This window comes from Pseudomonas sp. HP_01, from assembly GCF_055284355.1.
In genome coordinates this window covers 1-16,087 of record NZ_JBTOPV010000027.1, presented here as the reverse complement: position 1 = coordinate 16,087, position 16,087 = coordinate 1, and the positions used below count along the sequence as shown (strand labels likewise).

At 61.1% G+C, this 16,087-nt stretch carries 17 protein-coding genes; 13 read left to right on the top strand and 4 right to left on the bottom strand.

Annotated elements, in window-relative coordinates:
• Nucleotides 1–134: 134 nt before the first annotated feature.
• Together ACYAR8_RS15850 and greB are read left to right on the top strand one after the other, a co-directional pair.
• Nucleotides 135–1,169 (top strand): GlxA family transcriptional regulator, encoded by a 1,035-nt coding sequence (locus ACYAR8_RS15850; protein ID WP_074892502.1) that lies wholly within the window; start codon nt 135–137, stop codon nt 1,167–1,169.
• Nucleotides 1,170–1,269: 100 nt separating this feature from the next.
• Complete coding sequence (greB, locus tag ACYAR8_RS15845) at nt 1,270–1,743, top strand: transcription elongation factor GreB (RefSeq protein ID WP_065988745.1); 474 nt, start codon at nt 1,270–1,272, stop codon at nt 1,741–1,743.
• Between the two features lie 79 nt (nt 1,744–1,822).
• Here greB and ACYAR8_RS15840 read toward each other — a convergent pair whose 3' ends face one another.
• Entirely contained in the window at nt 1,823–4,336 is a 2,514-nt protein-coding gene (locus ACYAR8_RS15840) for an ABC transporter permease (RefSeq protein WP_463580388.1), read from the bottom strand.
• Nucleotides 4,336–5,019 (bottom strand): ABC transporter ATP-binding protein, encoded by a 684-nt coding sequence (locus ACYAR8_RS15835; protein WP_065988527.1) that lies wholly within the window; start codon nt 5,017–5,019, stop codon nt 4,336–4,338. The genes ACYAR8_RS15840 and ACYAR8_RS15835 overlap by 1 nt, the downstream gene beginning before the upstream one ends.
• Nucleotides 5,020–5,029: 10 nt before the next feature.
• Between ACYAR8_RS15835 and ACYAR8_RS15830 the strand changes: the two genes are divergently transcribed.
• The 5 genes from ACYAR8_RS15830 to ACYAR8_RS15810 all read left to right on the top strand — a co-directional run bounded on the left by ACYAR8_RS15830 (nt 5,030) and on the right by ACYAR8_RS15810 (nt 9,209).
• Nucleotides 5,030–5,635, top strand: a complete 606-nt coding sequence (locus ACYAR8_RS15830) for an arylesterase (RefSeq protein WP_074892504.1) — start codon at nt 5,030–5,032, stop codon at nt 5,633–5,635.
• Nucleotides 5,636–5,846: 211 nt separating this feature from the next.
• A complete protein-coding gene (locus tag ACYAR8_RS15825) occupies nt 5,847–7,157 on the top strand; it encodes a hypothetical protein (protein WP_074892505.1) in 1,311 nt (436 codons plus the stop codon).
• A gap of 172 nt (nt 7,158–7,329) precedes the next feature.
• Nucleotides 7,330–7,788, top strand: coding sequence for a thiol-disulfide oxidoreductase DCC family protein (locus ACYAR8_RS15820; RefSeq protein ID WP_074892506.1), 459 nt, complete (start codon nt 7,330–7,332; stop codon nt 7,786–7,788).
• Nucleotides 7,789–7,859: 71 nt separating this feature from the next.
• The gene (locus ACYAR8_RS15815) at nt 7,860–8,156 is read left to right on the top strand and encodes a hypothetical protein (RefSeq protein ID WP_065988524.1); all 297 of its coding nucleotides are present in this window, start codon (nt 7,860–7,862) and stop codon (nt 8,154–8,156) included.
• A gap of 84 nt (nt 8,157–8,240) precedes the next feature.
• Entirely contained in the window at nt 8,241–9,209 is a 969-nt protein-coding gene (locus ACYAR8_RS15810; RefSeq protein ID WP_427686817.1) for a L,D-transpeptidase family protein, read from the top strand.
• Nucleotides 9,210–9,386: 177 nt separating this feature from the next.
• Here the strand turns inward: ACYAR8_RS15810 and ACYAR8_RS15805 are convergent, their stop codons facing one another.
• Nucleotides 9,387–9,638 (bottom strand): Lpp/OprI family alanine-zipper lipoprotein, encoded by a 252-nt coding sequence (locus ACYAR8_RS15805; protein ID WP_065988522.1) that lies wholly within the window; start codon nt 9,636–9,638, stop codon nt 9,387–9,389.
• Between the two features lie 635 nt (nt 9,639–10,273).
• Here ACYAR8_RS15805 and ACYAR8_RS15800 point away from each other — a divergent pair.
• Nucleotides 10,274–10,555 (top strand): GNAT family N-acetyltransferase, encoded by a 282-nt coding sequence (locus tag ACYAR8_RS15800; protein ID WP_065988521.1) that lies wholly within the window; start codon nt 10,274–10,276, stop codon nt 10,553–10,555.
• Nucleotides 10,556–10,618: 63 nt separating this feature from the next.
• Here ACYAR8_RS15800 and ACYAR8_RS15795 read toward each other — a convergent pair whose 3' ends face one another.
• The gene (locus ACYAR8_RS15795; protein WP_074892509.1) at nt 10,619–11,695 is read right to left on the bottom strand and encodes a 3-deoxy-7-phosphoheptulonate synthase; all 1,077 of its coding nucleotides are present in this window, start codon (nt 11,693–11,695) and stop codon (nt 10,619–10,621) included.
• Nucleotides 11,696–11,999: 304 nt separating this feature from the next.
• On the opposite strand from ACYAR8_RS15795, the gene ACYAR8_RS15790 reads away from it, so the two are divergent.
• From ACYAR8_RS15790 to cysB, 5 genes are all read left to right on the top strand, one after another.
• Nucleotides 12,000–12,335: a YbbN family protein gene (locus ACYAR8_RS15790; RefSeq protein ID WP_175514203.1), complete on the top strand. Its 336-nt coding sequence runs from the start codon at nt 12,000–12,002 to the stop codon at nt 12,333–12,335.
• A 12-nt stretch (nt 12,336–12,347) separates the two neighbouring features.
• A complete protein-coding gene (locus ACYAR8_RS15785) occupies nt 12,348–13,316 on the top strand; it encodes a putative 2-dehydropantoate 2-reductase (RefSeq protein WP_463580387.1) in 969 nt (322 codons plus the stop codon).
• A gap of 46 nt (nt 13,317–13,362) precedes the next feature.
• Nucleotides 13,363–14,283: a 5'-nucleotidase gene (locus ACYAR8_RS15780; RefSeq protein WP_074892511.1), complete on the top strand. Its 921-nt coding sequence runs from the start codon at nt 13,363–13,365 to the stop codon at nt 14,281–14,283.
• A gap of 94 nt (nt 14,284–14,377) precedes the next feature.
• Nucleotides 14,378–14,872 carry a universal stress protein gene (locus ACYAR8_RS15775; RefSeq protein ID WP_463580386.1) on the top strand — a complete coding sequence of 165 codons (495 nt, stop codon included), beginning with the start codon at nt 14,378–14,380 and terminating at the stop codon, nt 14,870–14,872.
• Between the two features lie 151 nt (nt 14,873–15,023).
• Complete coding sequence (gene cysB / locus ACYAR8_RS15770; RefSeq protein ID WP_122534560.1) at nt 15,024–15,998, top strand: HTH-type transcriptional regulator CysB; 975 nt, start codon at nt 15,024–15,026, stop codon at nt 15,996–15,998.
• Nucleotides 15,999–16,087 lie beyond the last annotated feature (89 nt).

Here is a 16,087-nt window from a genome sequence, read left to right as displayed (position 1 = left end):
CTGTTGTGTATCGGCCACCCCGACAAAACTTTAACGCCGGCGCCGTTCCGCTAGAATGGCGCGGACCCGGTCCTGCCGCCGTTGATCAAGGTATTTTTTGGCAGCGAACGGCTGCAACCATCGGCAACCCAGGCATGACGAAAAGCGAGGCGGCAGTGATCGAGCGGCGAGAATTCAGCGGAGGCATGAAGGTCAAGAACCTTCGCTACGTGGATGAGAACAGGCGAACGCCGTCGGCCCAGACCCGAACCGGCTTCGTGCTGCTTGAGCATTTTTCGTTGCCGGCCTTCACCCAGGCCCTGGACACATTCGTCACCGCCAACCTGCTTCGCCCCGAGCTGTTTACGTCGCGCACATTCGGCTTGCACGAGGGCGAAGTAATCAGTGATCTGGGTCTTGTGATCCGGCCCGATGCGCGGCTCGACCTGTCCGCGCTGAAGAGCCTGGACCTGCTGGTCGTCTGTGGCGGTTTTCGCACCGGGCTCAAAGCCGATGAACAACTGACCCACTTGCTGAGCACTGCTGCCGAGCAGGGTATTACCCTTGCGGGACTGTGGAATGGCGCCTGGTTCCTCGGCGCAGCCGGTCTGCTCGACGGCTACCGGTGTGCAATTCACCCCGAACACCGCGCCGCCCTGGCGGAGATCTGCAAAGTCAGCGAGGTGACCAGTGAAGCCTTCGTCATCGACCGCGATCGCCTTACTGCCGCAAGCCCCGCCGGTGCCTTCCACATGGCACTGGAATGGATCAAGACGCTGCACGACAAGGCCCTGATCGAAGGCATCGAAGACATTCTGTCTTTCGAGGAATCGCGCTATCGGCGGATCAAGCCGAGCCGGCACATGACGGTCAGCGCGCCACTCAAGGAAGTGGTCAAGTTGATGGACGCCAACCTGGAGGAGCCCCTTGAGCTTGAGCAACTGGCGGAGTACGCCGGGCGCTCGCGGCGGCAGATCGAGCGGCTGTTCCAGGAACAACTCGGCACGACCCCGCAGCGCTATTACCTGGAATTGCGCATCACCGAGGCGCGGCGACTGCTGCAGCACACCGAGCTGTCCCAGGTGGAGGTGCTGGTGGCCTGCGGGTTCGTCTCGCCGAGTCATTTCAGCAAATGCTACAGCGCGTACTTCGGTTATCGGCCTTCCAAAGAAAAGCGCCTGGTCAAATGAGCGCTGGCTTGATTTGACCCTCGGCCATCCCAACCCTGTAGGCTTCCCCCAACAGAACAAACGAACCCAAACCGGGGCAGAGACAGCGTGAATGAGTGAAATCAGTACCAAAATCATCACCGTCGAGGGCCATGCCGCCCTGAAGAAGGAACTCGACTACCTCTGGCGCGAGCACCGGCCCGACATCACGCAAAAAGTGGCGTGGGCCGCTTCCCTGGGGGATCGCAGCGAGAACGCCGATTATCAGTACAACAAGAAGCTGCTGCGCGAGATCGACCGGCGCGTGCGCTATCTGCGCAAGCGTCTCGAAGACATGCGCGTGGTCGCCTATTCGCCGGAGCAGGAAGGCCGGGTGTTCTTCGGCGCGTGGGTCGAAGTCGAGGACGAAGAGGGTGAGAGCAAGCGGTTCCGCATCGTCGGATATGACGAGATCTACGGTCGCATGGACTACATCTCCATCGATTCGCCGATGGCCCGGGCGCTACTGAAGAAACAAGTCGACGACGAAGTCTCGGTACCGGTTCCGTCTGGCAGCAAGCAGTGGTGGATCACTAAAATCGAGTACTTGAACTAGCAGCGGCTTTGCGATTGCCGGTCTGGCTATCTGGGTAGACGGTGGGCGGCGCATTGCCGCCCACCGTCAAACCCCACCGCTAACCCTCGCGCAGCACTTGCAGCGGACTGGCGTTCAGCGCGCGCCGCGTGCCGAACACGCCCGCGCCGCCGACCAGCAGAGCGCCGATCAGTGGCAGCACCAGCAGCCAGGCGTGGGGGTGCCACTGCAGGTTGAAGGCGTAACGGTACAGGGCAAAGCTCACCAGTTCACAGCCAACCGCCGCCAGCACACCACTCACCGCCCCGAGCAGACCGAACTCGATGCGCCGGGCCTTGATCAACAACGCCCGGCTGGCACCCAGCGCCCGCAGCAGCGCGCCCTGTCGAATCCGCTCATCGAGGGTCGCCTGCAAGCCGGAGAACAACACCGCCATCCCCGCCGCCAGCACGAACAGCAACACGTACTGCACCGCCATCGTCACCTGATCGAGAATGCTGCGCAGTTGCTCCAGCAACGCTTCCACCTGCAGGATCGTCACGGCCGGGAAGGCCCGGGACAACTCGACGATCTGCTGATCATTGCCCGGCGCCAGGTAGAAACTGGTCAGGTACGTGGCCGGCACATCCTTGAGGGTGCCGGGCTGGAAGATCATGAAGAAATTAGGCTGAAAGGTGTCCCAGTTGATGTCGCGCAGGCTGGTGACCTTGACCTCGCGGGTGAGCCCGCCAATCACGAAACCGAGTGTGTCGCCCAGCTTCATGTTCAGGCTGTTGGCCAGTTTGGTTTCCACCGAGACGCCGGGAACCACGCCCTCCGCAGGCGGCTGATCGCTTGCCCACCATTGCCCGGCGGTGATGCTGTTGCCTTCCGGCAGCGTTGCCGCCCACGTCAGGTTGAGGTCGCGCTGGGTGGCGTTTTCGCCACGGGAGTTCTTGGTGACGAACTTGCTCACCGGCTCGCCATTAATGGTCATCAGACGCCCCGGAATCATCGGGTACAGCGGCGCGCTGTGGGTCGACAGGCGGCCCATGCGTTCAGCGAAGTTGTCTTTGTCGTTGGGCAGGATATTCAGCGCGAAGTAATTCGGCGCATCCTTGGGCAGCTGGTTCTGCCAAGTGTCGAGCAACTCGCCACGCAGCAGCGCAATCAGCCCCATGGACAGCAGAATCAGACCGAACGCCAGCGACTGGCCGGCGGCGGCCATGGGATGGCGCAGCAGCTGACCCAGGCCCAGACGCCACGGCAGCGAGGCCCCGGCGAGCAAGCGGCGCAGGCTTTTCAGGGCCAGCAGCAACACGCCGCCGAGTATCAGCGCCGCAATAAGACCGCCGCCGAGCAGGGCGAAGGTCAGCACCAGGTCGAGACTTAAACGCCACATGATCAGGCCCAGCGCGAACAGCGCTGCGCCATAGACCAGCCAGGTGCTGGCCGGGATCGGCAGCATGTCCCGACGCAACACCCTTAGCGGCGGCACGCGACCCAGCGCTGCCAGCGGCGGCAGTGCAAAGCCGGCCAGGGCAACGAGCCCTGTGCCGATACCGGCGACTGCCGGCAGCCAGCCACCCGGCGGCACGGCGGCGGGCAGCAGGCTTTCCAGCAAATGAAACAGGCCCAGTTGGGCAAACCAGCCGAGCAGGGCGCCCGCTGTGCTGGCTGCAACGCCCAGCATGGCGAGCTGCAGACCGAACAGCGCCAGCGCTTCATTGCGCGACAGGCCCAGGCAACGCAACAGCGCACTGGCATCGAACCGGCGAGCCGCGAAACGCGCCGCCGACAAGGCCACCGCCACGCCGGCCAGCAGCACCGCGACCAGACTGGCCATGTTCAGATAACGCTCGGCCTTGCCCAGGGCGCCGCCGATCTGTTGATTGCCATCCCGGGCGTCGTCGATTTTCTGGTTTGGCGCCAGCCCGGGTTCAACGGCCTTGCGGTAGGCGGCGAGGTCTTGCGGCGTGCCGCGCCACAGATCCCGATAACTGACGCGGCTGCCGGGCTGCACGACCTTGGTGGCTTCAAGGTCCGCGATGTTGATCATCACCCGGGGCGTCAGGCTGTAGAAGTTGCCGGCGCGGTCGGGCTCGTAGGTCAGCACGCGGGTCAGCTTCAAGGTCTTGGAGCCGACGTCGATGCTGTCGCCGACTTTCAAGTTGAGCGCCACCAGGATCCGCGCTTCCGCCCAGGCTTCACCGGGTTGCGGCTCACCGCCAACGGTTTCGGTTTCGTAGGGGGCAGGGGCGCTTTTCAGCTCGCCGCGCAACGGGTACGCCTCATCTACGGCCTTGACGCTGGCCAGCTGGATGCCGTTGTCGGTGGCCACCACGCTGGAGAAAATCACGATCTGCGAGTGATCCAGCCTCAGCGCCTTGCCAGCGTCGATCTGCGCAGGGGTTGCCGGCGCGGAGCCGCCGAGGATCAGGTCGGCACCGAGAAACTCCGTCGCTCTCAGCAGCATGGCGCTGTTGAGGCGTGCGCCGAAATAGCCGATGGCGGTGCTGGCGGCAACCGCCACCACCAGTGCGAAGAACAGCACGCGCAGCTCGCCGGCGCGGGCATCGCGCATGAGCTGGCGCGCCGCGAGGCTGAGCAGGCGTGAAAAAGGCAGGCGTGCCATCAAGGCTCCATTGGGGCGACCAGTCGGCCACCCTCGAGACGGATCAGGCGCCGGCAACGGTGGGCCAGACGCTCATCGTGGGTGACCAGCACCAGGGTGGTGTTGCGTTCCTGGTTCAGTTCGAACAACAGATCACTGATGCGCTCGCCGGTGTGGCTGTCCAGATTGCCGGTGGGCTCATCGGCGAACAGCACGTCCGGGTCGGCGGCAAACGCGCGGGCGATGGCGACCCGTTGCTGCTCGCCGCCCGACAGCTGCCGTGGCGTGTGGGTCAGGCGCTGACCCAGGCCGACGCGCTCCAGCAGATGCCGGGCCTGATCGCGGGCGTCTTTGCGGCCTTCCAGCTCCATCGGCAGCATGACGTTTTCCAGCGCGTTCAGGCTGTCGAGCAACTGGAAGGACTGAAACACAAAGCCCACGTGCTCGGCGCGCACCCGGGCGCGTTGATCTTCGTCCAGCTCGCTGAGGTTACGCCCCGACAGGACGACGGAACCGGCGCTGGGCAGGTCGAGGCCGGCCAGCAGACCGAGGAGGGTGGATTTGCCCGAGCCCGACGCGCCGACGATGGCCAGCGTGTCGCCCTTGTTTAGTTCGAGGGAGAGTTCGTGCAGGATGGTCAAGTCACCTTCGGTGCTTGGGACCACTTTGCTGAGGTTCCGAGCACTGAGAATACTTTCGCTCATGGAGAATCCGATGCGTGCGTGGTTTTTAAGTGCTGGCCTGGGTTTGCTGCTGGTATCACAAGGCGCGATGGCAGGCACGGTGCTGATCGTTGGCGATAGTATCAGCGCGGCTTTCGGCCTGGATACCCGGTTGGGTTGGGTCAGTCTGCTGGAACAGCGTCTGGCGAAGGAAGGCTTCAAGGAAAAAGTGGTCAATGCGTCGGTCAGCGGCGACACCAGTGCAGGGGGCCAGGCGCGGCTGCCGTCGCTGCTTGCCGAGCACAAACCGGATCTGGTGATCCTTGAACTGGGGGGTAATGACGGCCTGCGCGGGCAACCGCCGGCGCAATTGCAACAAAACCTTACCGACATGGTTGAGCAGTCCAAAGCGGCAGGGGCGAAGGTGTTGCTACTGGGCATGAAAATCCCGCCCAACTACGGTGAACGCTACACCACGGCCTTCGCGGCGGTTTACCCGAAAGTCGCCGAAGCCACCGATGTCGCGCTGGTGCCGTTCATGCTGGAGGGTGTGGGTGGCAGACCCGACATGACGCAACAAGACGGCATCCACCCCAATGTGCCGGCTCAGCCGTACTTGCTGGATAACGTCTGGCCCGTGCTTAAGCCACTTCTTTAAATGCAATCGCTGAGGCGTTCAGGATGGACTTCCCTCCTGGTGCCTCATCGGCTCGTGATGCGGTTTTTTTACAGCTTTGTCCCACCGTTGTTACAACCAATGCTCTCATCAGCAACGGTGACGCCCAATGTGATGAGCAAGTCATGATCACGCCGGGAACCGCGGGACCGCTTTAGACCACCCAGATGCTTCCAGGCACCAGGAGGCCCACATGAATCCCATTCGCCCCTATCAAGGTCAGCAACCTGCTTTCCACATTCCTGAAAGCGCGCAGCTGCACAGTTCCAATGCCCCAACCTCAACGCGGTCGTCGAACCAAGCCTATCCAGCCGACTTGGCGCCTTCCAGAAACCGTTCCGTAGCGATGCCTTCAAAGGTGAAAGTAGGCGGAGATTCCTTTCTGATAGGAACGCTCAGAAGCCGTCTTGATGCTCAGTCCAGAGCCTATTTGCGTACGGCGCTGAATCCAGACGAAAACACGCCTACCACGCAACGTCAGGACGGAATCGTTTCCTATTTGGTGCAGCACGAGACGGACGATAACCAGACGCCCGGACCCGATGTTTTAGCCGTGTCCGTTGACGTGGATCAAAATAAGTACCTTAAATCACTCGTGGCAGCCCGAGTCTCTGATAAAGAAACAGTTCTGGATCTTCGATTTGATAGCAAGCTCGGCCACTTTGCAGAAAAACTGATCTCAGGATTGAGGTCGAAAACCGCGGATAACGTCCAGGCATCAATGCTGAAAAACGGTCCGAAATGGTACTGGGAACTGGAATCCGGGGAAGACCTGACGCTCAAGAAGCTTTCAGCCGAAAACATCGGCACCCTGAGAGGCGAGGTCAATGCTGCAAACCTCAAAGGTTATGAAAAGGCCTTCATCAAAAGCCTGATTGATGAGCCGCTTTATATCACCCACGCAGCGCCATCTGATGCCGACATAAAACGTCCGGACGGTACGGTTTCGTTATTTTCCAGAAGAAAGCTGGAGGAAAGGCAAATAGCATTCAACACTGAAAACACGACGGACCACGATATCGACATGCTTGCCAACGATGATCACGTGTTTTTTTCACTTGAGGCGGGTGATCAACCTCAGAAAGACAGCAGCCGGTTTGGCGACAAATTGATGAGATTCAAGTTTGATCAGCCCAAGATCCTCAGCCATGCGACCCTGCATCTTGTCGACCCATTGACCGCCATACCGCCCTCTGTGGGCTTACGCTTTGACGCCATTGAAGAGCATATGGACGAAGAAGAGGCAGCGGACGCTATCGATAAACTTGAATCGCGCGCCTTTACCCCTGGCGAAGCCACATTTCATGGCCCGCATATGAAAATAGGGCTCGCCTTGTCCATTATTCAAACCTGCAGAAACAGCATGCCGGACGACATGAGTCGCGAGCTACTCGAAGGCGAATCTGTTAACCGCGTAATAAATGGATTGTTCAGGCCTACCGTGATGGTCCCACGGCACTTTTTCGACAAACCGGTCGATGAGTCGGACATTTTAATAAATTAAACGGGACTGTCTGGAGGCAGACCTGGACCATATGCGTCTTTCTCTGCCGGGCGTGAGACCGCCGCTGGTCTTGTGGCGTGGCCCGTGTTCGGCGTGACGTCTGCACCAGCCGTCCATTGTCAGCGGCCCGGTTTGCGCCTATGGTGGGCGAAACCTATACAGGACGCTGACGATGTACAAGAAAGAGCAGTGGCCACTCACGCTTTATTTCGACGGTGACTGCCCGCTTTGCGCGCGGGAGATCAAGCTCTTGCGTGCCCACGCAGAAGCGCCCGCTACGGCTGACGCAACGGCACCTCGACTGCGGTTTGTCGACATGAGCGAAGAGGGCTTTGATGCACAGGCTCTCGGATTCACCCATGAGCAGATGCAGTCTGTGTTGCATGCCCGATTCGACGACGGCACCTGGGTTACCGGACTGGACGCTACCCTCTGGAGCTGGCGCGCCGCCGGGCTTGGGGCATGGGCTGCACCGCTGTCATGGCGGCCCCTGCGGCCTTTGCTCAACGTCGGTTATCGGCTGTTCTGCCGCTTTCGTCCCCAGTTGGCGTGGTTACCTCATCCGGATGGCAGCCGCCGATGCCGCGACGGCAGCTGTACGGTTTCCAGACCCTCAGACCAAAACCGCTGATTTAAAGGCCTGCAGGCCTTTTCCGGACGGGGGCTTTCGGCTAATGTGGCGCCCCCGCTCTGGAGCCCCCAATGCCGCGCCGTCCTGCCTGGTCCCTTTATGCCTATCAATTGATCGAGCCTGACGAACAGCTCGACCTGTTCGCGTGCCAGGAAATCCTCGTGCATCTGGTCGCTCGCCAGCTCGAACTGGCAGGTTCTGCCGACCGCACCTTGTGTGGCACTTTGTTGCCCGCCCAGCCGCGCTGGTCGGAAGTGCAGCAGACGGTTTATCAGGACGAGCGGCTGTGCCCCCTGTGCCGGGCGATCATCGACGCCCAACGGCGCGGCTGGCACCCGATCTGGCCGGAACTGGAAGCCGGCGTATAAGGGCGCGCGAGCACTCCCCGAACGCGAAGGCGTGCGTGTACAATCGCGCACAATCAAGCCTTCCGTTTACCAAGGATTCTCCGGATGTTGTCGCGCATTCCAGCTTTCGCTCGCTGTCTGTCGCTCGCTGCGCTGTGCGCGGCCGGCCCCGTCTCCGCCCTGGAGTTTCCGTTGCCGCCGCCCGGTGAGGACATCATCGGCCAGGTGCAAACCGTTACCGCCAAGTACGAAGACACCTTCGCCGACCTGGCCACCCGTTACGACCTGGGCTACCTGGAGATGATCGCCGCCAACCCGGGCGTCGATGCCTGGCTGCCGGGCGCAGGCACACAAGTGGTATTGCCAACGCGTTTCATCCTGCCGCCGGGTCCGCGCGAAGGCATCGTCATCAACCTCGCCGAGTACCGTTTGTACTACTACCCGAAAGGCCGGAACGTGGTGTACACCTTCCCGCTGGGTATCGGTCGCGAGGGCTGGGGTTCGCCGGTTTCCACCACCAAGGTCACCGCCAAAACCCCTAACCCGACCTGGACGCCGCCGGCCTCGGTGAAGGCTGAGCACGCCGCCGACGGCGACATCCTGCCCAATGTTGTACCGGCCGGGCCGGACAATCCGCTGGGACCGTTCAAATTCGGCCTCGGCCTGCCGGGCTACCTGATCCACGGTTCGAACAAGAAGTTCGGCATCGGCATGCGCACCAGCCACGGCTGCTTCCGCATGTACAACAACAACGTGCTGGAAATGGCGGACATGGTCCCGGTGGGCACCACCGTGCGCATCATGAGCGAGCCCTACAAGTTCGGCGTCAGCGGCGGCAAGGTCTACCTGGAAGCGCACACGCCGCTGGACGAAAGCGGCAAGCCTTCGGTGGTCGACAAGCACACCGCCGTGATCAATGCACTGCTCAAGCGTGAAGACCTGGCCAACAGCCTGCGGATCAACTGGGATGAAGTGCGCGACGTGGTCGCTGCCGAAGACGGCATGCCGGTCGAGATCGCCGTGCCGACAACGCCGGCGCCCGTTGTGGGCGGCGCGCCGATGACGCTGCAATAACACTCGCGCTGCAAACCAGAGCGGTGCTGATGCCCGTCCGTCCTGCGCCGAATGCGCAGGGGGCGGGTTTTTTATTGGCCACCAAATGCCTCGTCAAGAGACGCCACCGGCAAATGCCGGGCAATAAAAAAAGCCGACCCGGTAACGGGTCGGCTTATTAATAATCCCGAGGGATTATTACTTACGGCTAGCCTTGTCCAACATACGCAGAGCGCGTTCGTTGGCTTCGTCAGCAGTTTGCTGAGCTTTTTGAGCTGCAGCCATAGCTTCGTCAGCCTTGCGATAGGCTTCATCGGCACGGGCTTGCGAACGAGCGGCTGCGTCTTCAGTTGCAGTCAGACGAGCTTCGGTTTCTTTGGATGCGCTGCTGCAACCGGTAGCCAGAACTGCGGCCAGGGCCAGAGCAGAGAATTTCAGAACGTTGTTCATCGTGTTCCCCTTAAAGGACTTCTATCAAATTAGTCATCTCTCGAGAGTGAGAAAACGACCGGCGTACATCTTACTCATTGTTTGTAGTAAGTAAACGGACCGCGCGCAAGATGTGCATAAAATTCTTGGGCTTGAACGGGTTCCGTGCCACTCCTCACGCCTTTTCTTCGTAGACAAAAACCTCCACCCGAAAGCGTCTGTCAGGCGACCCCCGGTCCACGCAATTTCGCAGTGCCGGCAATCTCTTTAGCCGAGTGGATTATCGTGACAGGCGCACCATTTCAGGGAGGTCTGGACGACCTTCAAGTGACTTGAATCCGCGCGTTCCGTCTCAATGGACATTCGCCGGCGATAACAGGTTCCATGGTCACGCAGTCAGATGTGCGGCAGCGCAATTAACAGTTGATTCACTTGAGCGCGCTTGCTCAGGGCGCCTACTATTTGCCTGTGCTCAAATTGTTTGAGAACAGCGATGCTCTTCGCGGTGTCCAAACCGCACAGGGTGGCGCAGTCCGCTCTATTGCAGAGGGCGCTATTGCGAAAGCCAATAGTAGTCATACTGCCTGTAGAGGTTCCTTCGCCGGGAAAATGTCGATAAGGTAAGGGTCCAATTCCAAGACCCGCGAGGAGTAGTGATGAGCGAGGCGTTGTCCATCCACCATGACGAGACCGGTCACCAGTTCGAAGTCAATATCGACGGCTACCGTGCCTATCTGACGTACATGGACCTGGGTAAAGAGACCCTGGATATCTACCGTACGTTCGTGCCCAACGAACTGCGCGGGCGGGGGATAGCGGCGGCCTTGACCAAGGTGGCCCTCGACTACGCCGACCGGATCGGCTACACCGTGATTCCGTCGTGTTCCTACGTGGAGCGCTACATGGAGCGCAACCAGCGGCAGGCTGCCAAGATCTGACCGAAGCGCTTCACACAGTAAAACGCCGAGCATGTGCTCGGCGTTGTCGTTTCTGCGGGCCGGTCAGTCGCGTGTGCGCTTGGGCAGTACGTCCTTGAGCTTGGCGTGCATGCTGCGCAGGGTTTTTTCGGTGCTATCCCAATCGATGCAGGCATCGGTAATCGACACGCCGTATTGCAGGTCGGCGAGGTCTTTGGGAATCGCCTGGCAGCCCCAGTTCAGATGACTCTCGACCATCAGGCCGATGATTGACTGGTTGCCTTCGAGAATCTGGTTGGCAACGTTCTCCATCACCAAAGGCTGCAGCGCCGGGTCCTTGTTGGAGTTGGCGTGGCTGCAATCAACCATGATATTCGGTTTGATCTTCGCCTTGTTCAGCGCCTGTTCGCACAGGGCGACGCTGACCGAATCGTAGTTGGGCTTGCCGTTGCCGCCGCGCAATACCACGTGACCGTAGGCGTTGCCTTTGGTGGTGACGATGGACACGCCGCCTTCCTGATTGATACCAAGGAAGCGATGGGGGCTGGACACCGATTGCAGGGCGTTGATGGCCACAGTCAAACCGCCGTCGGTGCCATTCTTGAAGCCGACTGCCGAGGACAGACCCGAGGCCATTTCCCGGTGAGTCTGGGATTCAGTGGTGCGCGCGCCGATGGCCGACCAGCTGATCAGGTCCTGCAGGTACTGGGGCGAGATCGGGTCGAGCGCTTCGGTTGCGGTCGGCAGGCCTTTTTCGGCCAGGTCGCGCAGCAATTGACGGCCGATGTGCAAGCCATCCTGGATCTTGAAGGAGTCGTCCAGGTACGGATCGTTGATCAGGCCTTTCCAGCCGACGGTGGTGCGTGGCTTCTCGAAATAGACGCGCATGACCAGGTACAAGGTGTCGGACACCTCGGCGGCCAGTGCTTTCAGGCGATCGGCGTATTCGTGGGCGGCCTTGAGGTCGTGGATCGAGCAGGGCCCGATCACGATGAACAGGCGGTGATCCTTGCCATCGAGGATATTGCGGATGACTTCGCGGCCCTGGCTGACAGTGGCCTGTGCGGCGGCAGTCAGCGGGATTTCGCGTTTCAGCTGATCCGGGGTGATCAGTGTCTCGTTGGAGGCAACGTTGAGGTCGTCAATCGGTAAATCAGCCATCGTGTTACTCATCAGGTCACGGATGCTGGCCGCCAGCGTCCCCGTGCGGCGGAGCCGAGCATGATTGAGCGCAACGGGGGAGCCGAACCTTAGCGCGTTAGCCGGTGGTTCGACAATGGGTAAACGTGGCTTTCGTCCAACGCTTGCGGCATTGTCTGACCTGTTTCAGGCTGCGGAACCGCACGATGGATCATCCCGGCTAACGCCGGTCCCACTGATAGACCGCGATTCCCGGCTGAAGCCGGTCCTACGAAAGCAGGCGCCGGATATTCAATCAACCGAACATCATTCAGAGGAGAAGCGCGTGGATCAATTGCAACTGACGGACTTCGACCTCGACCAGCAACTTCTCAACCTGCCCGGCGTCTCACTGCTGATTTTCACCAGCCTGGGCTGCTCCAGTTGCCGCTGGGCCCGGCACCATTTACCCGAGCAATCCTTGCCCCTGGATCGCCTGTGCTGGATTGATGCCGAAGAGAACGGCGGCGCGGTGGAGCGCTATGGCGTGTTTCATCTGCCGACGATGTTTGTGGTGCGTGACGGTGCCTTCTTCGGGCCCCTTCGGACGCAGATGTCCGCCGAGGCCATTGTCACCGGCCTGGCCCAGGCGCTGGCGACGCCACCAGACGAATTACCCTGAAGCGGAGTTTCCATGAGCGAAAACGCAGCGAGCAAAAGCGCAACCAAACCCCGGATCGGCATCATCGGCACCGGTGCGATCGGCGGTTTCTACGGCGTGATGCTGGCCCGGGCCGGTTTTGATGTGCACTTTCTGCTGCGCAGCGAATTCGATGCCGTCGCCCGCAATGGCCTGCACGTCGACAGTCAGGTGCATGGCCCGCTGGTGCTGGAAAACGTCCATGCCTACGCCTCAGCTGCCGACATGCCACCCTGCGACTGGTTGCTGATCGGCGCCAAGACCACCGGCAACGGCGGGGTGGCTTCCGCCATCGTTCAGGCCGCGGCGCCGGACGCCAAGGTTCTGCTCCTGCAAAACGGCTTGGGTGTCGAGCAAGAGCTGCGCGCAGCCTTGCCTGATTCCCTGCATCTATTGGGCGGCCTGTGTTTCGTCTGCGTTCATCGCACAGGGCCGGGGCAGATCACCCATCAGGCCTTCGGTGCCGTGAATATCGGCTACCACAGCGGGCCGGCCGATACGGCAACGCGCGGGCACTGGGTCGAGCAGGGCGCTTCGCTGTTTCACCAGGCGGGCATCGACTCTGTGGCCATGGACAACCTCGACAAGGCGCGCTGGCAAAAGCTGGTGTGGAACGTGCCCTATAACGGGCTTTCCGTTCTGCTCAACGCCAGCACCACGCCGCTGATGGCCGACGGCGACAGCCGCGCGCTGATCCAGGGGCTGATGGCGGAAGTGGTGCAAGGCGCCGAAGCGTGCGGGCACGTGCTGCCCGAGGGCTACGCCGAGCAATTGCTCAAGGTCACCGGCCAGATGCCGGATTACCGGCCGAGCATGTACCACGACTTCACCGAAAAACGCCCTCTGGAACTCGACGCCATCTACGCCCGGCCCCTCGCGGCTGCGCTTGCCGCCGGCTGCGACATGCCCAAGGTGCGCGCCCTGTATCACGCGCTGGCGTTTATTGATCGCGGCAATCGTTGATGGCCATTGCCGTACGTCTGCCCACCTCCCGCTTCAAGGAAAACTGATGAGCACTCAGCTGAACGTTAAAACCCCGGGGAGCAAGCTGGTGCTGGCGATTTCCTCGCGGGCGCTGTTTGATTTGCGCGAAAGTCATGACGTTTATATGGCCAGCGGGGTCGCTGCGTACCGTCAGTACCAGATCGACCACGAGGATGAAATTCTCGAGCCTGGTGATGCGTTCCGTCTGGTGGAAAAACTGCTCAGCCTGAACGCCAGCCTCAACCAGTCCCGGGTGGAAGTGGTGCTGGTCTCGCGCAACAGTGCCGACACCGGTTTGCGTGTGTTCAATTCGATTCAGCATTACGGCCTCGACATTTCCCGCGCGGCGTTCGTCGGCGGGCGCAGTCCGTTTCCGTATCTGGCCGCTTTCGGCAGTCATCTGTTCCTGTCCACCCACGCCGAAGACGTGCGCAGCGCGCTGGATGCGGGGTTCGCCGCCGCGACCATTCTCTCCGGTGGCGCCCGTCGCGCGGCCAGTGCCGAGCTGCGCATCGCGTTCGACGGCGACGCTGTGCTGTTCTCCGACGAGTCCGAGCGCGTGTATCAATCCGGTGGCCTTGAGGCGTTTCAGGCCAACGAGCGCGAGGCGGCGCGACGGCCCTTGCCCGGCGGGCCTTTCAAACCCTTTCTCGCGGCATTGAACGCCTTGCAGCGCGAATTCCCTGAAGAGTCCTGCCCGATTCGCACGGCCCTGGTGACTGCGCGCTCGGCTCCGGCTCACGAACGGGTGATTCGTACGCTGCGCGAGTGGGACATCCGTCTGGATGAGTCGCTGTTCCTCGGCGGCCTGGACAAATCGGCGTTTCTGGAGGCATTCGCTGCCGACGTGTTCTTCGACGATCAGCCCGGCCATTGTGAGCGCGCGCGGGAAGTCGTGGCGACCGGCCATGTGCCCCATGGCATCAGCAACGAGCTAAAACCCTGAGGCGTTAGAACGAAAAGTACCCGTTGCCCGTCGGAGTGCGTGGCGCGCTGCTACGCTGATCAAGTCTTCACTTCAAAGGCTGACCGGGGGTCCCATGATCCGCTCGATGCTCTACGCCACGGACCTTGGTGCTTATGCGCCGTATACGCTGCAGCACGCGCTCGTACTCGCGCGGACCTTCGATGCCGAATTGCACGTCGTGCATGTGGTCGAGCCGATGGGCCTGTTCGCCGAGTCCGTGCTGCAGAGTTACCTGGCCGCCGACGTGCTCAAAGAGCTGCACAGCGAGGGCGTCAACACGGTGATCGACGGTATTGAGGCGCGGGTAATGGCCAGTTTTCGTGAAGAACTGGGGGAGGGGCATGAGGACCTTGACCTGATCCGCAGCGTTCGCGTGGTCCAGGGCGATCCATCCAATGTGATACTCGATCAGGCGCGCCTGCTCAGCGTCGACCTGCTGGTGGTGGGCAGTCGCAGCCACGGCGGGGAGGGCGATACGCCGATCGGCCGGACGGCGGCGCGAGTTCTGCAACTGTCCGACGTGCCGGTGTACATGGTGCCAATGCTGCACAGGCGTACACAAACGTGATCGCGTTCCGGGAATGTGCCAAGGGCGTTAAAAGCTGCGTGCCATTGCCGGGTAAAAGTGATAAAAAGTTCTAGCTTTGCCTTCCTGACCAATAATCCAGTTATATACCGTCGCTGATGCCCGTGGCGTCTTCCGGCTTTGAGGGATACATATGAAGCTTCAACAACTGCGCTACATCTGGGAAGTGGCGCACCACGACCTCAACGTTTCAGCGACGGCACAAAGCCTCTACACCTCCCAGCCAGGCATCAGCAAGCAGATCCGCCTGCTGGAAGACGAGTTGGGGGTCGAGGTCTTCGCCCGCAGCGGCAAGCACCTGACCCGCGTCACTCCGGCGGGCGAACGCATCATCACCACCGCCGGCGAGATCCTGCGCAAAGTCGAAAGCATCAAACAGATCGCCCAGGAGTTCTCCAACGAGAAAAAGGGCACGCTGTCCATCGCCACCACCCACACCCAGGCGCGTTACGCGCTGCCGCCGGTGATCAGCAATTTCATCAAGCAGTACCCGGACGTCGCGCTGCACATGCATCAGGGCTCGCCGATGCAGATCGCCGAAATGGCCGCCGACGGCACAGTCGATTTTGCCATCGCCACGGAAGCGCTGGAGCTGTTCGGCGATCTGGTGATGATGCCGTGCTACACCTGGAACCGCTGCGTGGTCGTGCCCCAGGGCCACCCGCTGACCAAGGTGCCGAAGCTGACCCTGGAGATTCTTGCCGAATACCCCATCGTGACGTACGTATTCGGTTTCACCGGCCGTTCCAAGCTCGATGAAGCGTTCAGCCACCGAGGCCTGACGCCGAAAGTGGTGTTCACCGCCGCCGACGCTGACGTCATCAAGACCTACGTGAGATTGGGGTTAGGCGTGGGTATCGTGGCGAAAATGGCCGTCGATCCGAAGCTGGACAGCGATCTGGTGGTGCTCGACGCCAGCGAACTGTTCGAAGCCAGCGTGACCAAGATCGGCTTCCGCCGTGGCACCTTCCTGCGCGGTTTCATGTGCGACTTCATCGAAAAATTCGCCCCGCACCTGACCCGCGACGTTATGGCCAAAGCCATTCAGTGCCATAACAAGCAGGAACTGGAAGAGCTGTTTGCCGGGGTTGAACTGCCCGAGCACTGATAGGCGGCGTGCGCAAAACCTGTAGGAGTGAGCTTGCTCGCGATGGGTCCGTTCAGACGCTGAATGGCGTTTGGCAGACCGTCATCGCG

Coding starts and splice junctions, on each gene's coding strand:
- ACYAR8_RS15850 (WP_074892502.1), top strand. CDS start 135: ATGACGAAAAGCGAGGCGGCAGTGATCGAGCGGCGAGAATTCAGCGGA.
- ACYAR8_RS15840 (WP_463580388.1), bottom strand. CDS start 4,336: ATGGCACGCCTGCCTTTTTCACGCCTGCTCAGCCTCGCGGCGCGCCAG.
- ACYAR8_RS15835 (WP_065988527.1), bottom strand. CDS start 5,019: ATGAGCGAAAGTATTCTCAGTGCTCGGAACCTCAGCAAAGTGGTCCCA.
- ACYAR8_RS15830 (WP_074892504.1), top strand. CDS start 5,030: ATGCGTGCGTGGTTTTTAAGTGCTGGCCTGGGTTTGCTGCTGGTATCA.
- ACYAR8_RS15825 (WP_074892505.1), top strand. CDS start 5,847: ATGAATCCCATTCGCCCCTATCAAGGTCAGCAACCTGCTTTCCACATT.
- ACYAR8_RS15820 (WP_074892506.1), top strand. CDS start 7,330: ATGTACAAGAAAGAGCAGTGGCCACTCACGCTTTATTTCGACGGTGAC.
- ACYAR8_RS15815 (WP_065988524.1), top strand. CDS start 7,860: ATGCCGCGCCGTCCTGCCTGGTCCCTTTATGCCTATCAATTGATCGAG.
- ACYAR8_RS15810 (WP_427686817.1), top strand. CDS start 8,241: ATGTTGTCGCGCATTCCAGCTTTCGCTCGCTGTCTGTCGCTCGCTGCG.
- ACYAR8_RS15805 (WP_065988522.1), bottom strand. CDS start 9,638: ATGAACAACGTTCTGAAATTCTCTGCTCTGGCCCTGGCCGCAGTTCTG.
- ACYAR8_RS15800 (WP_065988521.1), top strand. CDS start 10,274: ATGAGCGAGGCGTTGTCCATCCACCATGACGAGACCGGTCACCAGTTC.
- ACYAR8_RS15795 (WP_074892509.1), bottom strand. CDS start 11,695: ATGGCTGATTTACCGATTGACGACCTCAACGTTGCCTCCAACGAGACA.
- ACYAR8_RS15785 (WP_463580387.1), top strand. CDS start 12,348: ATGAGCGAAAACGCAGCGAGCAAAAGCGCAACCAAACCCCGGATCGGC.
- ACYAR8_RS15780 (WP_074892511.1), top strand. CDS start 13,363: ATGAGCACTCAGCTGAACGTTAAAACCCCGGGGAGCAAGCTGGTGCTG.
- ACYAR8_RS15775 (WP_463580386.1), top strand. CDS start 14,378: ATGATCCGCTCGATGCTCTACGCCACGGACCTTGGTGCTTATGCGCCG.
- cysB (WP_122534560.1), top strand. CDS start 15,024: ATGAAGCTTCAACAACTGCGCTACATCTGGGAAGTGGCGCACCACGAC.